The following is a 19,904-nucleotide window of genomic DNA, read 5'->3' on the forward strand; positions in this document are numbered from 1 at the left end:
TGCCGCAGTCCAATCTCCCCCCTTGAGGGGGAGATGCCCGGCAGGGCAGAGGGGGGCGCCTCGCGCTGACATGAGCAATCTTTTCCGATGAACATCCTGGTCCTCTATGCGCATCCGGTCGAGACCAGCTTCAACGCCGGCCTGCACCGGACGATCGTGGAGCGGCTGACGGCGGCGGGCCACAGTGTCGATGACTGCGATCTCTACGCGGAGGATTTCGACCCGCGGCTGACGCGGGCCGAGCGGCTCGCCTATCACGACCAGCGCGGACCAGGCGATGCGGTTGCCGGCTATATCGAACGGTTGCAGGCGGCGGAGGGGCTGGTGCTGTCGTTTCCGGTCTGGAACTATGGCTATCCCGCGATCCTGAAGGGGTTTTTCGACCGTGTCTTCCTGCCTGGCGTGTCGTTCAAGCTGGTTGACGGCAAGGTGCGGCCGACGTTGCACAACATCCGCAAGATGACCGCCGTCACGACCTATGGCGGCAGCCGGTTCCGCGCGATGCTGATGGGCGATCCGCCGCGCAAGGTGGTGAAGCGCATGCTGAGGGCGACGATCAGGCCCGGCGCCCGCGTCTCCTACCTTGCCCACTATTCGATGAACCTTTCGACCGACCAGACGCGCAAGGCTTTCACGGACAAGGTCGCTGCCAGCATGGACGGCTTCTGATGCGCGCGCTGGTCGTCTACTGCCATCCGGTGCCGGAGAGTTTTTGCGCCGGGATTCGCGATACGGCCGTGGAGGTGCTGACGCGCCGGGGCTGGGAGGTGCGGCTGCTCGACCTCTATGCCGAGAATTTCAATCCGGTGATGAGCTGCGAAGAGCGGCGCACCTACAATGACCAGGCGCCGCAGGACCCGGCGCTGAAGCCGCATTTCGAACTGCTCAACTGGGCCGAGGCGATCCTGTTCGTCTATCCGACCTGGTGGTACGGCCTGCCGGCGATGCTGAAGGGCTGGCTCGATCGTGTCTGGGCGACCGACATCGCCTTCAAGCTGCCGGTGGGCAAGGGCGGCATCAAATCGCTGATGACGCATGTCACCAAGGTCGGCGTCATCACCACATGCGGCGCGCCGACCTGGTGGAGCGTCGTCGTCGGACAGCCCGGACGCAAGACGCTGCTGCGCGGCATGCGCGCGCTGTGCGCGACAAGGTGCAAGACGTTCTTCCTCGCGCACTACCTGATGGACGCTTCGACACCCAAAAGCCGTGCGGCGTTCCTGGTGAAGGTGAGGGCGAAACTGGAAAGGTTTTAAGCGCCAACTTCCCTTCTCCCCTTGTGGGAGAAGGTGTCGCCGCAGGCGACGGATGAGGGGGTGTTCCAGGGAAAGCCAGCGTCTCACTCCGTTGGAACATCCCTCATTCGTCTCGTCGCTACGCGCCGATCCACCTTCTCCCGCAAGGGGAGAAGGAAGAAGCGCTACATCTTCGTCCGCTCCGACTTCGGATCATACATCGGCTTCAGCGATGCCTCGGCGGCGAACCGCTCGCCGGCGATTTCGATCTCATAGGTCGAGGCCAGGACATCCGCCTCGCTCTCGCCCTGGCAAGGCACATAGCCCAGCCCGATCGCGCCGCCGAGATGGTGGCCGTAATTGCCTGAGGTGACCGGGCCGACGATCTTGCCGTCGCGCAGGATCGCTTCATTGTGGAAGAGCAGGGGTTGCGGATCCCTGAGCCGGAACTGCACTAGGCGGCGGCTCAACCCGGCTTCCTTCTTCTTCAGCACCGCGTCGCGGCCGATGAAGTCGCCCTTGGCCGTCTTCACCGCGAAGCCGAGGCCGGCTTCCAGCACATTGTCCTCATCCGTGATGTCGTGGCCGAAATGGCGGAAGGCCTTTTCGATGCGGCAGGAATCGAGCGTGTGCAGGCCGCAGAGCTTCAATCCGACATCCTTGCCGGCCTCATCGATAGCCTCGAAGACATGGGCAGCCTGTTCGGTCGAGACATAGAGTTCCCAGCCGAGTTCGCCGACATAGGTGACGCGGTGCGCCCGGGCGAGGCCCATGCCGATCTCGATCTCCTGGAAGGTGCCGAACGGATTGTTCTCGTTGGAGAAATCGTTCGGGCTAACCTTCTGGATCAGCTTACGCGCGTCCGGTCCCATCAGGCAGAGCACGCTTTCGGCTGCCGTGACGTCGGTGATGACGACGAACGCCTCGCCGACATGCCGGCGCAGCCAGGCGAGGTCGCGCTGTAGCGTGGCGCCGGGGACGACGAGGAAATAGGCCGTCTCCGAAAGGCGGGATACGGTGAGGTCGCTCTCGATGCCGCCGCGTTTGTTGAGCATCTGTGTGTAGACGATCTTCCCGGGCGCCACGTCCATGTCGTTGGCGCAAAGCCTTTGCAGGAACGCGCAGGCGTCACGGCCCTCGACACGGATCTTGCCGAACGAGGTCATGTCGAAAAGGCCGACGCCGTTGCGCACGGCAAGGTGCTCCTCGCGCTGGTTGTCGAACCAGTTCTGCCGCTTCCAGGAATAGCGGTATTCGCGCTCCTGGCCTTCGCGGGCGAACCAGTTGGCGCGCTCCCAGCCGGCGACCTCGCCGAAGACGGCGCCGCGCGCCTTCAGGTGCTCGTGCAATGGCGAGCGGCGTACGCCGCGCGATGTGGCCATCTGGCGATAGGGGAAATGGTCGGCATAAAGCAGGCCGAGCGTCTCGGAGACACGCTCCTTGAGGTAGCGACGGTTCTTCTGGAAGGGCTGGGCGCGGCGGATATCGACTTCCCAGAGGTCGAAGGGCGCCTCGCCGTCATTGATCCACTGCGCCAGCGCCATGCCGGCGCCGCCCGAGGAGACGATGCCGATCGAGTTGTAGCCGGTCGCCATCCAGTAGCCGGAGAGTTCCGGCGCCTCGCCGAGATAGTAGCGGTCGTCGGGCGTGAAGCTTTCGGGGCCGTTGAAGAAGGTGTGGATGCCGGCTGTCGCCAGCATCGGCATGCGGTTGACGCCCATTTCGAGGATCGGCTCGAAATGATCCATATCCTCGGGCAACTGGTCGAAGCAGAAATCCTCGCGGATGCCGTCCATGCCCCAGGGCTTGGCCACCGGCTCGAAAGCGCCGAGCATCATCTTGCCGGCATCTTCCTTGTAGTAGGCGCATTCGTCCGGTACGCGCAGCACCGGCAGACGGGAAAGGCCGGGGATGGGCTCGGTGACGAGATAGAAATGCTCGCAGGCGTGCAGCGGGATGGTGACGCCGTTCTGGCGGCCGAGTTCGCGCGCCCACATGCCGGCGCAGTTGACGACGATGTCGGCCTCGATCGTGCCTTGGTCCTCGCCCTGCGCCCAGGATACGCCGGTGACGCGGCCGTCTTTCGCGTGGACCTTGGTGACCTTCACATTCTCGACGATGGTCGCGCCGCGCTGGCGCGCGCCCTTGGCGAGTGCCATCGCGATGTTGGCGGGATCACACTGGCCGTCCAGCGGCAGGTGCACGGCGCCGACGACGTCGGAGACATTGAGATGCGGGTACATCTGCTTGACTTCGTTCGGAGAAATCTCGCGTACATCGACATCGAAGGCGCGCGCCAGCGATGCCTGCCGGTAGATCTCGTGCTTGCGCTCCTCGGTCAGCGCAACGGTGATCGAGCCGACCTGGCGCATGCCGGTGCCGACCTCGGTCTCGGCCTCAAGTTTGACGTAGAGGTCGGCCGAGTATTTCGCCAGCCGTGTCATGTTCTGCGAGCCGCGCAGCTGGCCGATCAGGCCGGCGGCGTGCCACGTCGTGCCCGATGTCAGTTGCTTGCGCTCCAGAAGCACGATGTCGGTCCAGCCAAGCTTGGCCAGGTGATAGGCGACCGAGCAGCCGGAGACACCGCCGCCGATGATGACCGCGCGCGCTTTTGTGGGGATGGTTTTGGCGGTCATGCGGCCTCGCGACGATAGCTGGAAACAAAACGGCGCAGCCGGGCGGCTGCCTCCCGCAGAACGGGCTCTGGCTGGCAGAGGCTGATGCGGATGTGGCCGGCGGCGGCTTCGCCGAAGCTGGAGCCGGGCATCACGCCGACATTCTCCTTGTCGAGGAAGGCGAAGGCGAATTTCTCGTCGTCGGGCTCGACGTCGGATATGTCGAGCATGACATACATGCCGCCCTCGGAGCCGCGCACGCTGACATTGTTCATGCCGCGCACGGCGTCGAGCAGCACGGTGCGGCGCGCCGCGTAGCGTTCGGCGATGTCCTTGACGCCGTAACGGTTCTCCAGCGCCTCGGCGCAAGCGATCGAGATGAAGGCCGGCAGGCCATAGGTCGTCACGAGGTTGAGATTGATCAGCAGGCTGATCATGTCTTCGGGACCGGTCAGCCAGCCCATGCGCCAGCCGGTCATGCCGTGGCTCTTCGACATGGAATTGATGACAAGCGTCCGCTCGGCCATGCCGGGCAGCGAGCGCGGCGAGATGTGCTCCCCGCCGCCCAAGGTCCAGTAGACCTCGTCCGACAGCAGCCAGAGGTCATGCTCCTTGCAGATGTCGGCCAGTTGCTCCAGCCGCTCGCGCGAATAGACAGCGCCGGTCGGATTGTTGGGCGTATTGATCAGGATGGCACGCGTGTTGGGCTTGAGCGCGGCCCGGATCATCTCGGCGTCGGGCTGAAATCCGCCCTCGGCCGGCGTCTCGACGACCGTGAAAATGGCGCCGGCGGCGCTGAACGTGTTGGGGTAGGTGGCATAGTAGGGAGCGACGACGATGGCATGGTCGCCCTGGTCGAGCACAGCCTGCACGGCCGCGTAAAGCGCTGCCTGGCCGCCTTGGGTCGCAATGACCTGCTCCGGTGTCGTCTCGACGCCGGTGCAGGCGCTGGACGCGGCCGCCATCGCCTTGCGCAAGCGCGGAACGCCGGGCAGCGGGGTGTAATGGTGGTTGCTGGCGCGAACCGCCGTCACGCAAGCCTCGATCGTTTCGGAAGGCGTGTCGAAATCATGGTCGCCGACGGACAGCATGATGATGTCCTCGCCGGCCTCCTTGCGGGCCCACGCGGCCGAATGAACCTCCCAGCCGTCCTTGCCGGATGGCACGATGCCGGAAATGCGCGATGATGGCCTAGGCATGTATCCCTCCCGAAATTTCGTAGCCGGCCCGTTCGAGCCGGTCGCGCAGGGCAGCGATATGCGGCGGCCCGACCTCGCAGCAGCCGCCCACAATCTTGGCGCCGGCCCCGACCCAGCCCATCGCCTGGTCGGCATAGGCGTCCGGGCCGAGATCGTGACGGGCATGCAGCACATCCACCGTGCCGCCATGCTTGAGCGCCTCGGTCGAGGTGAAGCCGTTGGCATAGGCGCCGACCGGGCCGCCGAGCTCTATCAGTTCCGGCAAGGCAGCGGTGATCGCTTCCGGCCGGCAGCAATTGAGCAGCCGCGCCGCCACCGGCAAGCTGTCCAGCGCACGCGCGGCGTCTGCTATCGTCTCGCCGCTGCGCAGGCGTGGTTCGCCGTGATCGGCCAATGTCCACGACACCCAGACGGGCTTGCCGCTCTCTCCAGCCGCGGTGACGGCGGCGCGCGCTTCGTCGGCCGAGGCCATGGTTTCGCACAGGAACAGGTCGACGCCATCGGCCTGTTCGGCAACGATGCGGCGATAGATGTCCAGCGTGTCCTCATAGGAAATGGTCAGCGCCGGCGCGTAGCTGCCGAACAGCGGCGACAGGCAGCCGGCGATTGCCGCATCGCCGGACTCATCGCGTGCCTGCCTGGCCAGGTCGATGCCGCGTTTCTGCAGCGGCTTGAACAGGTCTTCCGCCCCCTCGCGCGCCAGCCGCTCGGGGGTCGCCGAATAGGTATTTATCGTGATGACACGGGCGCCGGCCCGGATGAACTCGGCGTGCAGGCCGCGCACCAGGTCGGGCTCGTCGATCAGCACCCTGGCCGACCACAGCGGCGTCGGCTCGGACTTGCTGCGCCGAACCAGCTCCTGGCCCATGCCGCCGTCGGTGAGGACGACCTTTCTCACGCGCGCAGCCTCTCGTTCTTCGGATCCCAGAGCGGTTCGTCCTTCTGCACGACGGCTTTGAAACGGTCACCGAAGATTTCGACCTCGACGCTGGTTCCCGGCTCGGTCAAATCCACACGCAGCATGCCGAGCGCGATCGACTTGTCGATGCGATGGCCCCAGCCGCCCGATGTCGTCTCGCCGACGATCTGGCCGCCATGCCACAGGGTCGACATGTAGGGCGCGTCGCAATCGCCGGGGTTCTCGACCACCAGCGTGACGAAGCGCTTCTTCACGCCTTGCTGCTTCTCGCTCTGCAGTGCCGCCTTGCCACGGAAGTCCGGCTTTTCCCATTTGACGAAGCGCTCAAGCCCGCCCTGCAGGATCGTGTAGTCGGTCGAAAGGTCGCCCTTCCACGTACGATAGCCTTTTTCGAGCCGGAGCGAATCCAGCGCATACATGCCGAAGGGCCTGAGACCGTGCTTCTGCCCCGCCGCCCACACTGCATCGAAAACAGCGGCGGTGTCTTCGATCTTCGTGTGGATCTCCCAGCCGAGTTCGCCGGCGAAGGAGACGCGCACCAGCTTGGCCCAGCGGCCCGCGATCCTGGTTTCCTGATGCGTCAACCAAGGCAAGGCGAGGTCGGCGTCGCAGACTTCGGCCAGGATTTGGCGCGAGTTGGGACCAGCGAGGATCTGGGTCGAATACTCCTCGGTGCGGTCTGTCAGCGTGAAAGCAGCGTCTTTCGGCATGCGGGACTTCAGCCACTCGAAGTCATGCCACTGCGCCACCGCCGCGGTGATCAGCGTCATCTGGTCTTCGCCATGGCGAACCACAGACATTTCGGTGACGATGCGGCCCTTGTCGTCGGAGAAATAGACGAGGCCGATGCGGCCCGGTTTCGGCACCAGCCCGGTTACCTGCAGGCTCAGCCATTCGGCGGCACCCGGGCCTTCGAGGTTGAAGCGCGAGAAGCCCGGCAAATCGAGGATGCCGGCGGCGTCGCGCACCGCCAGGCACTCTTCGCGGACGCGATGCTGCCATGGCCCGTCGCGGCGGAAGGTCAGCGTCGCTTCTTCCGAAATATCATCGCCGGGTTGTGCATACCAGGTGGCGCGCTCCCAGCCATTATAGGCATCGAAGCGGCCGCCGAGCGCCTTGGTGCGGTCGTGGAGCGGCGACAGTTTCCGGTCGCGCCCCTCCGGCCAGGCGTGGCGCGGGAACTGGATGGCATATTCGTTGCCATAGATTTCCAGGCCCTTGGCGACGCAATAGTCCGGCGCCGAGGCAAAGGAGGTGAAGCGGCGCGGATCGCAGGACCACATGTCCCATTCGGTCTGGCCTTGCGTGATCCATTCGGCCAGCACCTTGCCGGCGCCGCCGCCTTGGGCGATGCCGAAGGTGAAGACGCAGGCCTCGAAGGCATTGGGAACGCCGGGCATCGGTCCGATCAGCGGATTGCCATCCGGCGCATAGGGGATGGGCCCGTTGATGACCTTCGACAGGCCGGCGGTGCCCAGGATCGGCACGCGGGCGACGGCGTCAGCCAGGTAATGTTCAAGCCGGTCGAGATCGTCGGGGAACAGCTGGAAGGAAAAATCCTCCGGCATCGGATCATTATGGGTGGCCCAATGCGCACGGCAATTGCGCTCATAGGGGCCGAGGTTCATGCCGGACTTTTCCTGGCGCAGGTAGTAGGAAGTGTCGACGTCGCGCAGCAGCGGCAATTTCTTGCCCTGTTCCTTCGACCAGGCCGCCAGTTCGGGGATTTCCTCGAACAGGATGTATTGGTGGCTCATCACCATCATCGGCACGTCGCGGCCGAACATCTTGCCGACTTCGGCGGCCCGGTAGCCGGCGGCGTTGACGACAATCTCGCAGCGGATCTCGCCTTGCGGCGTCGTAACCACCCATTCCTCCTTCTCCCGGCGCACACCTGATACCGGGCAGAAGCGGATGATTTTCGCGCCAAGATCGCGCGCGCCCTTGGCCAGCGCCTGCGTCAGCTGCGCCGGATCGATGTCGCCGTCATTGGGATCATAGAGCGCGCCTTTCAGGTCATGCGTCTCGATGAAGGGGTAGCGGCGCTTGATCTCATCGACACCGACCACATCGATGTCCATGCCCTGGTAGCGGCCCATGCCCTTGGCGCGCTGGAATTCCTGCATGCGCTCGTCGGAATGGGCAAGCCGCAGCGAACCGGTGACATGGTAGTTCATGGGATAGTCGACCGCGTCTGCAAGGCCGCGGTAGAGCTCGGTCGAATAGCGCTGCATGTTCATCAGCGACCAGGACGACGAGAAGGTCGGGACGTTGCCGGCGGCATGCCAGGTCGAGCCCGATGTCAGCTCGTTCTTTTCCAGAAGCACGCAATCGGTCCAGCCTGCCTTGGCCAGATGATAGAGCGAGGAGGTGCCGACAACGCCGCCTCCGATGATCACCACGCGCGCCGTGCTCGGCAAACCCGCCATGTCTTTCTCCCAGCTTTACTCAATAGACCGGTGGTGAAACCACCCAGATGACGACTGCCGGCTCCGTGCCTGGATTACGCCAGCGGTAAGGCTTGCCTTCGAAGCGGAACGAGTCGCCTTCGCTGAGCCGGTGCCAGACGCCCGCTATCTCGATCTCGAAAATACCCGAGGCGATATAGCCGGCCTCCTCGGTCGGTCGCAGTTGTTCGGCCTTCATTTCCGCGCCGGCCGCGAAGATCGAACGCACCATCTCGAAACTGCCACCGAGATCGGGTGAAAGAAGTTCTTCCACCAGGCCGGATTCACTTGTGCCAAGGGTGCGGCGCCTGCCGGCGCGAACCACCACGCCGCGTTCGCTTTCCTGGGGCACGTCATGGCTGAAGAACAAGCTGATCGGCACGCCGAACAGTTCGGCGAAGGCCCTGAGATCGCTGAGCGAAGGGGTCGACAGGCCGCGTTCCACCTGGCTGACCCAGCCTACGGAACGGCCGAGTTTCAGCGCGATCTCGGCCAGGGTCAGTCCACGCGCCCGGCGCAAGGCCCTGATATCGCTGGCCAGCACGCGTTCGTCAGGTCCCTGCAATGTTCGTGCTGTAGGGGAGGGCAAAATGCTTAACTCATGAAAATTTCTAGCTGAATTTCATGAGAGATCAAGCTCATGAAAAAATCAAGTAGATTTTCACTGATGCTCAAGATTTGCTTGCAGGATTTTGACGGTTCATGCAAAGGCTCCGCCGCGAGCGGCGAGTGGGGACGTCCGATCGACACAAAGGCTAAGGGACGGCCCATGCTGGAAAAGAAGGCTCGAATCGCTGACGATGCCGAGATCGTCGACGACGCGATCATGTCGCGTCGTTCCGTGCGCGCGTTTCTGCCCGATATGATCGATGACGAGACGATCCGCTCCATTCTGGCGGTCGCGGCGCGCGCGCCGTCCGGCACCAACATGCAGCCATGGCGGGTCTACGTCACCAAGGGCGAGACCAAGCAACTAATATCGGATGCCATCCTGAATTCCGGCATCCGCGCCGAAAAGGCCGACTGGGACGAGTACCGTTACTATCCCACCCAGTTCTTCGAGCCCTATCTCACCCGTCGCCGCGCCAATGGTTTCGGCCTTTACGGCGCGCTTGGCATTGGCCGCCGCGAGGTCGACAAGATGCGCGCGCAACACGATCGCAACTTCGTCTTCTTCGATGCCCCGGTCGGGATGATCTTCACCATCGACCGCCGCCTCAACCAGGGCTCGTGGATCGACTACGGCATGTTCCTGCAGAACATCATGGTCGCGGCGCGGGGCCGGGGCCTGCATACCTGTCCGCAGGCGGCCTTCGCGCCCTATCACCGGCAGATCCGCCCGGTGCTCAACATTCCCGACGAGGAGATCGTCGTGTGCGGCATGGCGCTCGGTTATGAGGATACATCCAAGCCGGAAAATGCCTTCCGCACCGACCGCGTTCCGCTTGAGGAATGGGTGACGTTCAGCGAATAGGCCGGCTACGACGCAGGTTGGACGAGAGCCGCTATTCGGTATTCAGCGTCGCGCCGTGACCGCTGACATGGGCGCCGTCCTGCGGCGTCAGCTTGAGATAGGCCAATAGCGCGCAGAGCGTGATGGCGCCCTCGATCAGGAACAGGATGCGGAAGTCGCTGGCAACCGCCTGGCCTCCACCGGCCAGGAAGGACAGCATCGCCGCTGCCAGGCCGACGCTGATGGCGACCGCCAGCTGCCACAATATGTAATAGAGCGCGCTGAAGCGGGCGAGCTGCTCGGGCGCGATGTCGGAATAGGCGAGGTTGCCGGTCGAGGCCCACTGCACCGAGCGGAAGACACCGAAGATGAAGATATAGCTCAGCGTGATCCAGACCGGCGTCGTCGCCTGCATCAGGGCAAAGCCGGCGACCATCGCGGCAACGATGGGCGTGTTGAACACCAGCACGCGGCGAAAGCCGAAGCGGTTGAGCAGGCGCGGCATGAAGACACGCATGCCCACGGAGCCGACGGCGGCGACGAAGGTCAATGAGCCTGCCTGCACCGCGCTCATGCCGAAACCGAGCTGGAACATGAGCGGTAGCAGGAAGACAACGGAGCTGAGGCCGATCGTGTCCAGCCCGCCGCCGGTGAGGAAGGAGATGCGGAAGGTGCGGATGCGCAGCAGCTTCAGATCGAGCAGGGGATTGCGCACCCGAAGGCAATAGAATGAGGCGACGGTCAAAATGACGAGAGCCAGCGCAAGCTCGGCCGCGATCATGCTTGGGGCCGCGTCCTTTGCCGCGAGCGAGTCCATGCCGAAGACCAGCAGGACCATGCCGCTGCCGACCAGCAGGAAGCCCGGGAAGTCGAACGGCGTGCGCACGGGCTTGGTCACCGTGGGAAACAGCGACGCGGCCAGCAGGGCGGCGGTCAGCGCGAAAGGCACGTTGATGAAGAAGATCCAGCGCCAGGAAATGTAGGTGGTCAGCGCGCCGCCGACGAGCGGACCGACCAGCGGGCCGGACTGTCCGGCCAGCGAAATATACATGTTGATCTTGAGCGTGCGGCTGCGCGGAAAGGTCGACAGGATGACGACCTGACCGAGCGTGCCCATCAGCGCACCGCCAAAGCCTTGCAGCGCGCGGGCGCCGACCAGCATCCAGATATCGTTCGACAGCCCGCACAGCGCCGATGAGACGGCGAACACCAGTAGCGCAAAGCAGTAGACATTGCGCAGGCCGAAGCGATCTGCGGCCCAGCCGCCAAGCGGCATCGAGATGATCAGGCTGGCGACGTAGACGGTAATCAGCAGGCCAAGCTGGCTGGGCGGGCGGCCAAGGCTGTGGCTGATGCCCGGAAGCGCCGTCACCACGACATTCTGGTCCAAGCTGGTCATGAACACGCCGCAGGCGACGGTCAGCGGCAGCAGGAGCAAGGCTCTGGCCGACACATCGGCGCGATCGGTGGCGCCGGCGGATAGTTCAGCAGTCATGGAGATGTTCGAACCAACTATGCCGACTCTGAGACGGGATTTTTATGCCCCTTGGACCGATTGGGCGGCCATGTTTTTCCATCATGGGCGCCCAAGGCGTGATTCTCTAGCGGCAGAAGCGGCCGGCATTGAGGCCAGAAGCCAGCTTTCGCGGCCTTGCCCTATTGCACTTCGTAGCCGACTTCCTCGCTGGCATGGCAGAGCGCCTTCCAGAACGAGCGTGCGAAGGAGCGGAAGACATAGAGATCGAACTGGTCGCTGCCCGTGCGCTGGATCTGGGCGAAGACGTCGTGATGCACGGTCGAGCGGCCGGCGCCGACTGGAAAGGCCGGCAGCGCGAAGTCGATGGCGAAGAACTTCGCCAGCACCCACTCGGCTTTCGGCCCGGCGATGCGGATGGCGGTGCGGCCATGCGACAGGTCCGTGACCGTGCCGATTGCCGGCGTCACCGCCTTGGCGAACGCCTCGGCAAGCCCTTCGGTTTCGTCGGCCACGGTGAATTTTCCCGGCGCGAAACCGAACACCGACTTCACGCCGTTGCTCAGGCCGCCGCCGGCGCCATCAGGCAGCGCCAGCCCGGTGACTGTGCGGATGGCGGCGATGAGTTTCTTCTCCTCGCCGGGCCAAGCCGCAAGCTGCACGATCGAGCCCGGCCGGGTTTCGGTGAGCAGGATCTCGACGCCATGTTCGAAATTGCCGTGCGAGCCGACATGAAACTCAGGCTCGAGGGGGGATTGGCGCTCAACCATGCATGCGGGTCCCTTCCGGATCGTAGAAGTGGTTGGAGACGATTTCCACCGGGCCGAAGCGGTTGCGCAGGGGATCGGAGACATGGGCGCGGCTGCCGTGCCTTGCCTTGCCGCCCTTGACCAAAGCCAGCGCGATGTGCTTGCCGAGCGCGGGCGAATAACAGCAGGCGGTGATATGGCCGATCGAGCCGTGTGGATTGGCCTCGTCCAGTTCCTCGACGATGTGCGCGCCGCCATTGAGCGGCCGGTTGTCCAGCGCGATGAGGCCGACCAGTTCCAGCCGGTCGGACGCGACCAGGCCTTCCCGGTCCATCATGGCCGAGCCGATAAAAGGCTTCTTCTTCGACAGCATCCAGTCCAGATGCAAGTCGCGCGCGGTGGTGCGGCCGTCGATCTCGGCGCCGGTAACGTGGCCCTTTTCGATGCGCATCGTGCCCAGCGCCTCCAGCCCGTAGGTGACCAGCCCGAACGGCTTGCCGGCCTCGATCAACGCTTCCCAGACATGTGTGCCGTGGCCGGCGCCGGAATAGACCTCGAAAGCCATTTCGCCGGAGAAAGATAGCCGGCAAATCATCACTGACGCGCCCGCTATTTCGCCATGCACGATGCCCATGAAAGGCAGCGCCGCATTGTCGACGGCGGTGCCGGTGACGCAAGAGGCAAGAATTGCCCTGGCCTTCGGACCGCCGATGGCGGCGCCCGCCCATTCATCCGTCACCGAGGTGACGTGTACCCTGAGATCCGGCCAGATCACGTCGAGGAAATATTCCAGATGCTGCATCACCTTGCCGGCATTGGCCGTGGTGGTGGTCATCAGGAAATCCTGTTCGCCAAGCCGCCAGGTGGTGCCGTCGTCGAAGGCGAAGCCGTCCTCGCGCAGCATCAGACCGTAGCGCGCCTTGCCGACGGCAAGGGTGGAGAACATGTTGGTGTAGACGCGGTCGAGGAACTGCGCGGCGTCCGGGCCCTGCACGGCGATCTTGCCCAGCGTCGAGACATCGACGATGCCGGCGCTTTCACGCGTGGCCCTGGCTTCGCGGACATAGGCCTGCTCGATCGTTTCTCCGGAAAGCCCGTAGATCATCGGCCGGTACCACAGGCCGGCGGAATACATGGTGGCGCCGTTGGCCGTGTGCCAGTCATGCATCGGCGTCAGCCGTTCGGGCTTGAGGTCACCGAAGCGTTCCGCCGCCAGCGAGCCGATCGAGACCGGCGCGAAAGGCGGCCGGAAGCGCGTCGTGCCGACTTCGGGGATCGGTTTGCCCAGCGCCTCGGCCATGATCGAAAGACCGGGAACATTGGAGCTCTTGCCCTGGTCCGTCGCCATGCCGAGCGTGGTGTAGCGCTTCAGGTGCTCGACCGAGACGAAGCCTTCACGATGCGCCAGGCGGACATCCTCTGATGTCACGTCGTGCTGGAAGTCGACGAAGGCTTTGCCCTTCGCCTTGATCTCGAACACCGGCGCGGGGTCAGGGTTGCCGGGCGCTGGCTCGACGGTGGGCAGCGCTGCCGGTGCGGCTGTTCCGCCAGCGGCCGCGAGGCCGGCGGCGCGGCCTTCGGCGATCGCCTCAATGGTCGAAAAACTGCCGTTGAAAGCGCCTGCGCCAATCCAGCGCTGCAGAGCCGAGTTCGGCGTTGGCTTGGGTGGCAGGAAAGCCTGCCGGGCGGCGTTCCATTCCGCCCTGGCGCCGGCCTGGCTGGCCAGATGGATGGTCGGCGACCAGCCGCCCGACATCAGCAGGCAGTCGGCGTGGATGCTGCGCGCGTCGCCGCTCAGCGCACCGGTGACCATGTCGAAACGCTGAACTTTCAGCCCGGAGAGAGCCTTGCCGCCCTCCGTGGCGACGACGGCATGGCCGGCGAGAACCTCGGCTTCGGCCTCCATGGCCAGCTTGTGCATTTCGCCGGAGATTTCGGGACGGACATCGGCGATGGCGACGATTGCCGCGCCGGCCTTCTTCAAAGCCAGGGCCGCGCGATAGGCGCTGTCATTGTTGGTGAAGAGCGCGATGCGCTCTCCCGGCAGCACGCCGAACTCGTTGGCGTAGCGCTCGGCGGCATGGGCCAGCATGACGCCCGGCCTGTCATTGCCGGGGAAGACCAGTGGGCGCTCGAAGGCGCCGGCCGCGATCACCACGGATTTTGCGCGGATCGCCCAATAGCGATGGCGCGGCTCGCCCTTGGCGGGCTGTTCCTTGTGGTCGCTCACCCTTTCGAGCGCGGCAAGCGTGTTGTTGTCGTAGTAGCCCCACACGGTGGTGCGCGGCAGAAGCCGGACATTGTCGCGGGCTTCGAGCTGGACGACGGTGCGCCGCACCCAATCGGTGGCCGCAGCGCCGTCGATGGTTTCGCCTGACCAGTTTGCCGAGCCGCCGAAACGCGGTTCGAGATCGGCCAGGATGACGCGCGCTCCCTGATCGGCGGCGGCCTTGGCGGCCATCATCCCGGCGGGGCCGGAACCGACCACCAGCACATCGCAAAAGGCGTTCATGCGCTCGTAGCGGGCCGGGTCCTTCGCCGATCCGGCGCGGCCGAGGCCCGCGGCGCGGCGGATGAAATGCTCGCAGAACATCCAGAAACGCGTTCCCTTCAAAGGACCGAAAACGGGCCCCATGAAGGTCTTGTAGTAGAAGCCGGCCGACAGGATCTTGCCGCCGAGCTGGTTGATCGCATTGACGTCCCAGGCAAGCGAGGGGAACCGGTTCTGGCTGACGGCGACCAGCCCGTCATGGATCTCGACCATGGTCGCGGGGAGGTTGGGCTCGCGGACCTCGCCCTTCAGCACCGTCACCAGCGCGTTGGGCTCCTCGACGCCCGCCGTCAGCACGCCGCGCGGGCGGTGGTATTTGAAAGAGCGGCCAAAGAGCGTGACGCCCTTTGCCAGCAAGGCCGAGGCCAGCGTATCGCCGGCATGGCCGGTATAGGCGACGCCGTCGAAGGTGAAGCGGATCGTCTTCAGCCGGTCGATGCGGCCGCCGATGTCGGTGCGGCGCGGGCTCATGGCTTGTCCTCCGCCTTGCGGCGAGCGGCCGGGGCATGATGATCGCCGCTCGCGAAGGCGACGCTCGAAATCTCATGGGTCAGCGTGTTGCGCACGACCCTGAGATGCGCGCGGCAACCTCCCGAATGCTGCCAGATCTCGTTGTGATCGCCGGCCGGGTTCAGCCGGTCGTACACATAGGCATTCCACGCCTCGAAATTCTGCGAGGCGGGATCGGGGCGCTCGCGGTTGCCGTCACCCTGATAGGTGTACTCGATGACGTCGCGCGGGCCGCAATAGGGACAGGTGATCAGCACGGGATATTCCTGATGAAGCCTTGCTTAGTGAAGTCGGGGGTTGGCGCCCTGGCCCTTGTCGTCGATCACCAGGCCGCGATGGAAGCGGTCCAGCGTGAACGGCGCGTTGAACTCGTGCGGCTGGTCCTTGGCGATGGTCCAGGCGAAGCACCAGCCGGAGGCCGGCGTCGCCTTGAAGCCGCCATAGCACCAGCCGCAGTTGAGATACATGCCGGGCAGGGGACCGGTGGTGATGATGGGCGAGCCATCCATCGACATGTCGCATACCCCGCCCCAGGAACGCAGCATGCGCACGCGCCCGAGGCCGGGAAACAGCGCCAGCATCTCGCTCATCACCTCGTCGACGATGGGCAGGTTGCCGCGCTGGGCATAGCTGTTGTAGCCATCGATGTCGCCGCCATAGACAAGGCCGCCCTTGTCGGACTGCGACATGTAGAAATGGCCCATGCCGAAGGTGACGACGGTGTCGATGAAGGGCTTCAGCGATTCCGTGACGAAGGCCTGCAGCACATGGCTTTCGATCGGCATCGTCTCGACGCCGGCCATTTGCATGACGCGTCCGGTGCTGCCGGCCACGGCCACCGCGACCTTCCTGGCCCTGATGTCGCCGCGCGATGTGGTGACGCCTGATATACGGTCGCCATCGCGCAGGAAACCGGTGACTTCGCAGTTCTCGATGATATCGACGCCGCGCCGGTCGGCGCCGCGCGCATAGCCCCAGGCCACGGCATCGTGGCGGGCCGTCCCGGCGCGCCGCTGCATCAGGCCGCCAATGACGGGGAAACGGGCGTCGCCGGAGATATCGAGCGCCGGGATCAGGCGCTTGATCTCAGCCGGCGTCATCAATTCCGCATCGACGCCGAGATGGCGCATGGCGTTGCCGCGCCTTGCATAGTCGTCGAACTGGGCCGGTGTGTGCGCCAGGTTCAGGCAGCCGCGCTGCGAGAACATGACGTTGTAGTTCAGTTCGTGCGACAGGTTCTCCCACAGCTTCATCGAATGTTCGTAGAAGCGGGTGTTGGCCGGCAGCAGGTAGTTCGAGCGCACAGCGGTGGTGTTGCGGCCGACATTGCCGGAGCCGAGCCAGCCCTTTTCCAGCACCGCCACGTTGGTGATGCCGTGTTCCTTGGCCAGGTAATAGGCCGTCGAGAGGCCATGACCGCCGCCGCCGATTATGATGACGTCGTAAGAAGCCTTGGGGTCGGGCTTGCGCCAGGCCGGCTTCCAGTCCTTGTTTCCCTTGAGCGCGTTCGCGAGCAGCGAAAGGGCCGAGTACTCTGCCATGGTCATGTTGTCCGTTTCGGGCGATGCGGCAGACTATAGAGCAGGCCGCAACCGCAAAGCCAATATTGCGCCATCGCCTTTCGACTGGCCGACGCTCGGATGCGACGGCTTGCCCCATGATATGGCCGTCTTTATCAAGGACAGGCTTGTTGAACGCCTTTGCCGTCCGTGAGTCGCCTACATCCATGCTCTTTCGATTGCTTCGCCTCATTCTGGTCCTGCTTCTCGTCGTCTCGGCGCCGCTCTCGTTCGAGGCGGCTGCGCAGGGCGTCGGCCAGGCGCCCGCCGGACTGGTCGCCGACCAGCAGAAGATCATGCAGGATCTGACCGGCAAGACCGACGCTCTGGACAAGAAGATTCAACAGGACGGTGAGGATGACGGCAGCCTTGTCGATATCCGCCTGCAGCTCGAGGAGCTGTCGCGGCAGGCGCTGAACAGCGCCCTGGCATTCCGGTCCCGCCTCGGCGAAATCAACGCACGGCTCGAACAGCTTGGCCCTGCACCGGCGGCCGGCCAGCCGGAAGAGCCCGATATCGTCGCCGGCGAACGCCAGGCCCTGACATCCGAGAAGGCGGAGATCAACGCTGTGATCTCGCAGGCGCAGGCGCTGTCTATCCGCATAAGCGGGATGATCGACAAGATCGGCAACATGCGCAGCGAGCTTTTCCGCAATCTCCTGACCAAGCGCTATGTCTTGTCCGACGCCTTGAGCCCGCAGGTCTTTTCCGACGCCAGCGACGAATTCGGCAATTTCTACAAGGCTGTGTCGTCCTGGTTGACCTTCGCCCTCAAGTTCAAGTTCCAGGCCATGCTGGCCGCGACCTTCGTGGCGCTGGGCCTGGCGCTGGTGCTGCTGGTCGGTGGCCGGCGCCTGTTCGGGCGGATGTTCGAGGCGGATCCCACCAATGAGGATCCGTCCTATCTCAGCCGCCTGACCGTCGCCTTCTGGTCGACATTGCTGCCGACGCTGGCGGTCGGCGCCTTTCTCGGCTCGACCATTTTCTTCTTCAACTATTACAATGTGTTGCGCGGCGACATTGGTCTTTTTCTCAATTCGCTGGCGACCGTCATCGGCGTGGTTTTCTGCGTCAACCGGCTGACCAACGCGGCCTTGTCGCCAAGACTGCCGAACTGGCGCCTTATTCCGGTCGAGACCGGGCCGGCCCGGTGGCTGGTGCGACTGGCCACCGCCATGGCCGTGGTCATCTCCTTCAACACGTTCCTGTCCGTCATCAACGACAAGATGGGTTCGCCGCTGTCGCTGACCATCGCGCGCAGTTTCGTCGCGACCATCATCGTCGGCGTGATCCTGATCCTGATGGCGATGCTGCGGCCGTTCAAGGCGCGCGACGGGAGCTGGCGGCCTTGGCCGGCATGGCTGCGCTACCTGTCGCTGGCGCTTGGCCTGTTCACCATCATCGCCGCGCTGCTCGGCTATATCGGCCTCGCGCTGTTCGTCTCGCTTCAGGTCGTCGTCACCGGCACGGCGCTGATCACGGCCTATATCGGCTTCCTCTCGGCGCAGGCGATCGGCGAAGAGGGCGCTTTCGCCAACACGTCCGTCGGGCGCTGGCTGTCGGCCAATTCCAGCTATGAGGACACGGCGCTGGACCAGCTCGGTCTTGTCGTCAGCGTCGCCATCAACCTGATGATCGTGCTGGTGTTCCTGCCGCTGATCCTGCTGATGTGGGGGTTCCAGCCTGGCGACATCCAGGCCTGGGCCTACAGGCTCGCCACCGGGATCACCATCGGTTCGGTGACGATCTCGGTCACCGGCATCCTTTCCGGTATCGTCGTCTTCATCATCGGCTATTTCCTGACGCGCTGGTTCCAGGGCTGGCTCGACGGCTCGGTCATGGCGCGCGGCAAGGTCGACACCGGAGTGCGCAACTCGATCCGCCTCGCTGTCGGCTATGCCGGCGTGGCGCTGGCCGCACTGGTCGGCATCTCGGCCGCCGGCATCGACCTTTCCAGCCTGGCGCTGGTCGCCGGCGCGCTTTCCCTCGGTATCGGTTTTGGCCTGCAGAATGTGGTGTCGAATTTCGTCTCGGGCCTGATCCTGCTCGCCGAACGGCCGTTCAAGGTCGGTGACTGGATCGTGGCCGGCGACGTCAGCGGCACGGTCAAGAAGATCAGCGTGCGCGCCACCGAGATAGAGACTTTCCAGCGGCAGTCGGTGATCCTGCCCAATTCGAACCTGATCAACAACGCCGTTGGCAACTGGACGCACCGCAACAAGCTTGGCCGTGTCGAGGTCAAGGTCGGCGTCGCCTATGGCAGCGACGTCAAGCAGGTGCACGCCATCCTGGTGGAGATCGCGCGCAGTCATCCGCTGGTGCTGAAGAACCCCGAGCCTTTCGTGCTGTTCGCCAATTTCGGCGCCGCCGCGCTGGAATTCGAAATCCGCGTCTTCCTGGCCGATATCATGAACGGCAGCTCGGTGCAGAACGACATCCGCTTCGCGGTGATGGAAAGGTTCGACGACCAGCATATCGAAATTCCGTCGACGCCGCGGGCGGTCGTCGAGGTCAAGAAGCATGTGGCTTGGCCGACCGACGATGACAAGATCGAAGCCGATTTCGCAGAGCAGGAGCAGGCCAAGGCGCAGGCGGAAGCCGAAGCGAAAAAGCTGCCGAGGTTGCGCAAGTCGAAGAAACCCGATCCGGGTTGACCAGCCAATTCGCTCGTCGCATACGCTCCATAACCAATTGCGGCATGAATGCGGCATTCAGTTGCGGTTCAGCTTTCATCTCATATAAGCTGACATGCAAAGGCGAGAATGCCTTGCGAAATGCAACAGAGGCGGTGGGAACACCGATATTGCACCATGTGGAAGTCTCTCGTCGCTGCCGTGGCCTTGCTTGCCGTGAGCGGCTCGGCCCATGCCGCCAGCGCGGTCAACAAGGACGCCGAGACCCGCACGCTGGTCGTGACGGAGGGCGGCAGCAAGACCGACCTTGCGCTGGCTGGAGGTGAAACCGTCGAGTTCTGCCAGAACGGCTGCTTCGTCACCTTGCCGAACGGTGACCTGGAAGCCCTGACCGGCTCGGAAACCGTCGAAATCTCCGGCGGCGTGGCCCGTATCAAGTAATCCTGGCGGCATACTTGGAAAGGCCGGGCATTTGCTCGGCCTTTTATCGTTTTCGGTAGCATTCGCTTAACAACGACAGGGGAAATACGCCGCCGGCAAGCGCTTGCAACCATGCGTTT

The 19,904-nt window shown here is 64.3% G+C and carries 15 protein-coding genes; 5 read left to right on the forward strand and 10 right to left on the reverse strand.

Annotated features, from left to right (window positions below; genetic code table 11):
• Positions 1 to 87 precede the first annotated feature (87 nt).
• Together J0I79_RS10060 and J0I79_RS10065 are read left to right on the forward strand one after the other, a co-directional pair.
• Complete coding sequence (locus tag J0I79_RS10060; protein WP_292857032.1) at positions 88 to 669, forward strand: NAD(P)H-dependent oxidoreductase; 582 nt, start codon at positions 88 to 90, stop codon at positions 667 to 669.
• A complete protein-coding gene (locus J0I79_RS10065; RefSeq protein WP_292857034.1) occupies positions 669 to 1,256 on the forward strand; it encodes an NAD(P)H-dependent oxidoreductase in 588 nt (195 codons plus the stop codon). The genes J0I79_RS10060 and J0I79_RS10065 overlap by 1 nt, the downstream gene beginning before the upstream one ends.
• Before the next feature lie 164 nt (positions 1,257 to 1,420).
• Here the strand turns inward: J0I79_RS10065 and J0I79_RS10070 are convergent, their stop codons facing one another.
• Genes J0I79_RS10070 through J0I79_RS10090 form a run of 5 tightly spaced genes read right to left on the reverse strand, consistent with a single transcriptional unit; the run spans position 1,421 to position 8,959 of the window.
• Positions 1,421 to 3,871 carry an FAD-dependent oxidoreductase gene (locus J0I79_RS10070; protein ID WP_292857036.1) on the reverse strand — a complete coding sequence of 817 codons (2,451 nt, stop codon included), beginning with the start codon at positions 3,869 to 3,871 and terminating at the stop codon, positions 1,421 to 1,423.
• Positions 3,868 to 5,049 (reverse strand): pyridoxal phosphate-dependent aminotransferase, encoded by a 1,182-nt coding sequence (locus J0I79_RS10075; protein WP_292857038.1) that lies wholly within the window; start codon positions 5,047 to 5,049, stop codon positions 3,868 to 3,870. The genes J0I79_RS10070 and J0I79_RS10075 overlap by 4 nt, the downstream gene beginning before the upstream one ends.
• Positions 5,042 to 5,947 carry a homocysteine S-methyltransferase family protein gene (locus tag J0I79_RS10080; protein WP_292857040.1) on the reverse strand — a complete coding sequence of 302 codons (906 nt, stop codon included), beginning with the start codon at positions 5,945 to 5,947 and terminating at the stop codon, positions 5,042 to 5,044. The genes J0I79_RS10075 and J0I79_RS10080 overlap by 8 nt, the downstream gene beginning before the upstream one ends.
• Entirely contained in the window at positions 5,944 to 8,397 is a 2,454-nt protein-coding gene (locus tag J0I79_RS10085) for an FAD-dependent oxidoreductase (protein ID WP_292857042.1), read from the reverse strand. The genes J0I79_RS10080 and J0I79_RS10085 overlap by 4 nt, the downstream gene beginning before the upstream one ends.
• A gap of 19 nt (positions 8,398 to 8,416) precedes the next feature.
• A complete protein-coding gene (locus J0I79_RS10090) occupies positions 8,417 to 8,959 on the reverse strand; it encodes an XRE family transcriptional regulator (protein WP_292857140.1) in 543 nt (180 codons plus the stop codon).
• Positions 8,960 to 9,184: 225 nt separating this feature from the next.
• Here J0I79_RS10090 and J0I79_RS10095 point away from each other — a divergent pair, with 225 nt between their 5' ends.
• Positions 9,185 to 9,889, forward strand: a complete 705-nt coding sequence (locus J0I79_RS10095; RefSeq protein ID WP_292857044.1) for a nitroreductase — start codon at positions 9,185 to 9,187, stop codon at positions 9,887 to 9,889.
• Between the two features lie 31 nt (positions 9,890 to 9,920).
• Here the strand turns inward: J0I79_RS10095 and J0I79_RS10100 are convergent, their stop codons facing one another.
• From J0I79_RS10100 to J0I79_RS10120, 5 genes are all read right to left on the reverse strand, one after another.
• Positions 9,921 to 11,363 (reverse strand): MFS transporter, encoded by a 1,443-nt coding sequence (locus tag J0I79_RS10100; protein ID WP_292857046.1) that lies wholly within the window; start codon positions 11,361 to 11,363, stop codon positions 9,921 to 9,923.
• Between the two features lie 161 nt (positions 11,364 to 11,524).
• Complete coding sequence (locus tag J0I79_RS10105; RefSeq protein ID WP_292857048.1) at positions 11,525 to 12,112, reverse strand: sarcosine oxidase subunit gamma; 588 nt, start codon at positions 12,110 to 12,112, stop codon at positions 11,525 to 11,527.
• Positions 12,105 to 15,113, reverse strand: a complete 3,009-nt coding sequence (locus J0I79_RS10110; protein WP_292857050.1) for a sarcosine oxidase subunit alpha — start codon at positions 15,111 to 15,113, stop codon at positions 12,105 to 12,107. The genes J0I79_RS10105 and J0I79_RS10110 overlap by 8 nt, the downstream gene beginning before the upstream one ends.
• Complete coding sequence (locus J0I79_RS10115) at positions 15,110 to 15,409, reverse strand: sarcosine oxidase subunit delta (protein WP_292857052.1); 300 nt, start codon at positions 15,407 to 15,409, stop codon at positions 15,110 to 15,112. The genes J0I79_RS10110 and J0I79_RS10115 overlap by 4 nt, the downstream gene beginning before the upstream one ends.
• A 24-nt stretch (positions 15,410 to 15,433) precedes the next feature.
• Positions 15,434 to 16,693 (reverse strand): sarcosine oxidase subunit beta, encoded by a 1,260-nt coding sequence (locus J0I79_RS10120; protein ID WP_292857054.1) that lies wholly within the window; start codon positions 16,691 to 16,693, stop codon positions 15,434 to 15,436.
• 185 nt (positions 16,694 to 16,878) lie between these two features.
• Here J0I79_RS10120 and J0I79_RS10125 point away from each other — a divergent pair, with 185 nt between their 5' ends.
• Together J0I79_RS10125 and J0I79_RS10130 are read left to right on the forward strand one after the other, a co-directional pair.
• The gene (locus J0I79_RS10125) at positions 16,879 to 19,365 is read left to right on the forward strand and encodes a mechanosensitive ion channel family protein (RefSeq protein WP_292857056.1); all 2,487 of its coding nucleotides are present in this window, start codon (positions 16,879 to 16,881) and stop codon (positions 19,363 to 19,365) included.
• 156 nt (positions 19,366 to 19,521) lie between these two features.
• Positions 19,522 to 19,785, forward strand: a complete 264-nt coding sequence (locus J0I79_RS10130; protein WP_032930670.1) for a hypothetical protein — start codon at positions 19,522 to 19,524, stop codon at positions 19,783 to 19,785.
• The last annotated feature ends 119 nt before the right edge of the window (positions 19,786 to 19,904 follow it).

Source organism: Mesorhizobium sp. (genome assembly GCF_017306585.1).
Classification (GTDB): Bacteria; Pseudomonadota; Alphaproteobacteria; order Rhizobiales; family Rhizobiaceae; genus Mesorhizobium.

Excerpts from the sequence above, each read along its gene's own strand:
- J0I79_RS10060 (WP_292857032.1), top strand. The coding sequence starts at position 88 with ATGAACATCCTGGTCCTCTATGCGCATCCGGTCGAGACCAGCTTCAAC.
- J0I79_RS10065 (WP_292857034.1), top strand. The coding sequence starts at position 669 with ATGCGCGCGCTGGTCGTCTACTGCCATCCGGTGCCGGAGAGTTTTTGC.
- J0I79_RS10070 (WP_292857036.1), bottom strand. The coding sequence starts at position 3,871 with ATGACCGCCAAAACCATCCCCACAAAAGCGCGCGCGGTCATCATCGGC.
- J0I79_RS10075 (WP_292857038.1), bottom strand. The coding sequence starts at position 5,049 with ATGCCTAGGCCATCATCGCGCATTTCCGGCATCGTGCCATCCGGCAAG.
- J0I79_RS10085 (WP_292857042.1), bottom strand. The coding sequence starts at position 8,397 with ATGGCGGGTTTGCCGAGCACGGCGCGCGTGGTGATCATCGGAGGCGGC.
- J0I79_RS10095 (WP_292857044.1), top strand. The coding sequence starts at position 9,185 with ATGCTGGAAAAGAAGGCTCGAATCGCTGACGATGCCGAGATCGTCGAC.
- J0I79_RS10100 (WP_292857046.1), bottom strand. The coding sequence starts at position 11,363 with ATGACTGCTGAACTATCCGCCGGCGCCACCGATCGCGCCGATGTGTCG.
- J0I79_RS10105 (WP_292857048.1), bottom strand. The coding sequence starts at position 12,112 with ATGGTTGAGCGCCAATCCCCCCTCGAGCCTGAGTTTCATGTCGGCTCG.
- J0I79_RS10110 (WP_292857050.1), bottom strand. The coding sequence starts at position 15,113 with ATGAGCCCGCGCCGCACCGACATCGGCGGCCGCATCGACCGGCTGAAG.
- J0I79_RS10120 (WP_292857054.1), bottom strand. The coding sequence starts at position 16,693 with ATGGCAGAGTACTCGGCCCTTTCGCTGCTCGCGAACGCGCTCAAGGGA.
- J0I79_RS10125 (WP_292857056.1), top strand. The coding sequence starts at position 16,879 with ATGCTCTTTCGATTGCTTCGCCTCATTCTGGTCCTGCTTCTCGTCGTC.
- J0I79_RS10130 (WP_032930670.1), top strand. The coding sequence starts at position 19,522 with ATGTGGAAGTCTCTCGTCGCTGCCGTGGCCTTGCTTGCCGTGAGCGGC.